This is a genomic window from Peribacillus deserti, from assembly GCF_002863585.1.
In the GTDB taxonomy this organism is placed as follows: Bacteria; Bacillota; Bacilli; order Bacillales; family DSM-1321; genus Paraperibacillus; species Paraperibacillus deserti_A.
Genome location: NZ_PGUY01000064.1, coordinates 1 through 3,008 on the forward strand (window position 1 = coordinate 1; position 3,008 = coordinate 3,008).

A 3,008-nucleotide genomic window follows, 5' to 3' on the forward strand; every position below is an offset into this window, starting at 1 on the left:
TCGTTCTTTGAAAACTAGATAACAATATGTAAGGCAAAAATGATTTGCGTCATTTTATACCACATCGAGTAATAATGAAGGTAAGTTTTATGTTTTAAAGTGGTTAAGTTAGAAAGGGCGCACGGTGAATGCCTTGGCACTAGGAGCCGATGAAGGACGGGACTAACACCGATATGCTTCGGGGAGCTGTAAGTAAGCTTTGATCCGGAGATTTCCGAATGGGGAAACCCACTGTTCGTAATGGAACAGTATCTCAGCCTGAATTCATAGGGCTTTGAAGGCAGACCCGGGGAACTGAAACATCTAAGTACCCGGAGGAAGAGAAAGCAAATGCGATTTCCTGAGTAGCGGCGAGCGAAACGGAATGTAGCCCAAACCGAAAGGCTTGCCTTTCGGGGTTGTAGGACACTCTATACGGAGTTACAAAGGAACGGGGTAGACGAAGAGACATGGAAAGGTCCGTCGAAGAAGGTAACAACCCTGTAGTCGAAACTTCGTTCCCTCCAGAGTGGATCCTGAGTACGGCGGGACACGAGAAATCCCGTCGGAAGCAGGGAGGACCATCTCCCAAGGCTAAATACTACCTAGTGACCGATAGTGAACCAGTACCGTGAGGGAAAGGTGAAAAGCACCCCGGAAGGGGAGTGAAAGAGATCCTGAAACCGTGTGCCTACAAGTAGTCAGAGCCCTATGTCTTTCTTTGAAAGAAACGGGTGATGGCGTGCCTTTTGTAGAATGAACCGGCGAGTTACGATTTCATGCAAGGTTAAGTTGATGAGACGGAGCCGCAGCGAAAGCGAGTCTGAATAGGGCGAATGAGTATGAGGTCGTAGACCCGAAACCAGGTGATCTACCCATGTCCAGGGTGAAGTTCAGGTAACACTGAATGGAGGCCCGAACCCACGCACGTTGAAAAGTGCGGGGATGAGGTGTGGGTAGCGGAGAAATTCCAATCGAACCTGGAGATAGCTGGTTCTCTCCGAAATAGCTTTAGGGCTAGCCTCAAGTGTGAGAGTCTTGGAGGTAGAGCACTGATTGGACTAGGGGCCCCCATCGGGTTACCGAATTCAGTCAAACTCCGAATGCCAATGACTTATCCTTGGGAGTCAGACTGCGAGTGATAAGATCCGTAGTCAAAAGGGAAACAGCCCAGACCACCAGCTAAGGTCCCAAAGTATACGTTAAGTGGAAAAGGATGTGGAGTTGCTTAGACAACCAGGATGTTGGCTTAGAAGCAGCCACCATTTAAAGAGTGCGTAATAGCTCACTGGTCGAGTGACTCTGCGCCGAAAATGTACCGGGGCTAAACGTATCACCGAAGCTGTGGGTGGACACCGTAGGGTGTCCGCGGTAGGAGAGCGTTCTAAGGGCGGTGAAGTCAGACCGGAAGGACTGGTGGAGCGCTTAGAAGTGAGAATGCCGGTATGAGTAGCGAAAGAAGGGTGAGAATCCCTTCCACCGAATGCCTAAGGTTTCCTGAGGAAGGCTCGTCCGCTCAGGGTTAGTCGGGACCTAAGCCGAGGCCGAAAGGCGTAGGCGATGGACAACAGGTTGATATTCCTGTACCACCAATTCATCGTTTGAGCGAGTGGGGGGACGCAGGAGGATAGGGTAAGCGCGCTGTTGGATATGCGCGTCCAAGCAGTTAGGCCGAAAACGAGGCAAATCCCGTTTTCATACAGGCTGAGCTGTGATGGCGAGGGAAATATAGTACCGAAGTTCCTGATTCCACACTGCCAAGAAAAGCCTCTAGCGAGATGAAGGGTGCCCGTACCGCAAACCGACACAGGTAGGCGAGGAGAGAATCCTAAGGTGTGCGAGAGAACTCTCGTTAAGGAACTCGGCAAAATGACCCCGTAACTTCGGGAGAAGGGGTGCTCATTTGGGTGAATAGCCTAGATGAGCCGCAGTGAATAGGCCCAGGCGACTGTTTAGCAAAAACACAGGTCTCTGCGAAGCCGCAAGGCGAAGTATAGGGGCTGACGCCTGCCCGGTGCTGGAAGGTTAAGGGGAGAGGTTAGCGCAAGCGAAGCTTTGAACCGAAGCCCCAGTAAACGGCGGCCGTAACTATAACGGTCCTAAGGTAGCGAAATTCCTTGTCGGGTAAGTTCCGACCCGCACGAAAGGCGTAACGATCTGGGCACTGTCTCAACGAGAGACTCGGTGAAATTATACTACCTGTGAAGATGCAGGTTACCCGCGACAGGACGGAAAGACCCCGTGGAGCTTTACTGCAGCCTGATATTGAATTTTGGTACAGCTTGTACAGGATAGGTAGGAGCCTGAGAAGCCGGAGCGCCAGCTTCGGTGGAGGCATTGGTGGGATACTACCCTGGCTGTATTGAAATTCTAACCCGCGCCCCTGATCGGGGCGGGAGACAGTGTCAGGCGGGCAGTTTGACTGGGGCGGTCGCCTCCTAAAGAGTAACGGAGGCGCCCAAAGGTTCCCTCAGAATGGTTGGAAATCATTCGTAGAGTGTAAAGGCACAAGGGAGCTTGACTGCGAGACCTACAAGTCGAGCAGGGACGAAAGTCGGGCTTAGTGATCCGGTGGTTCCGCATGGAAGGGCCATCGCTCAACGGATAAAAGCTACCCCGGGGATAACAGGCTTATCTCCCCCAAGAGTCCACATCGACGGGGAGGTTTGGCACCTCGATGTCGGCTCATCGCATCCTGGGGCTGTAGTCGGTCCCAAGGGTTGGGCTGTTCGCCCATTAAAGCGGTACGCGAGCTGGGTTCAGAACGTCGTGAGACAGTTCGGTCCCTATCCGTCGTGGGCGCAGGAAATTTGAGAGGAGCTGTCCTTAGTACGAGAGGACCGGGATGGACGCACCGCTGGTGTACCAGTTGTCTTGCCAAAGGCATCGCTGGGTAGCTATGTGCGGACGGGATAAGTGCTGAAAGCATCTAAGCATGAAGCCCCCCTCAAGATGAGATTTCCCATAGCGTCAAGCTAGTAAGATCCCTGAAAGATGATCAGGTAGATAGGTCTGAGGTGGAAGCGTGG

Annotated in this window: 1 rRNA gene; it reads left to right on the forward strand. The window is 52.5% G+C overall.

The window, feature by feature from the left end:
- Nucleotides 1-101: 101 nt before the first annotated feature.
- Nucleotides 102-3,008: ribosomal RNA gene (locus tag CUU66_RS20045) — 23S ribosomal RNA — on the forward strand; the annotation flags it as partial.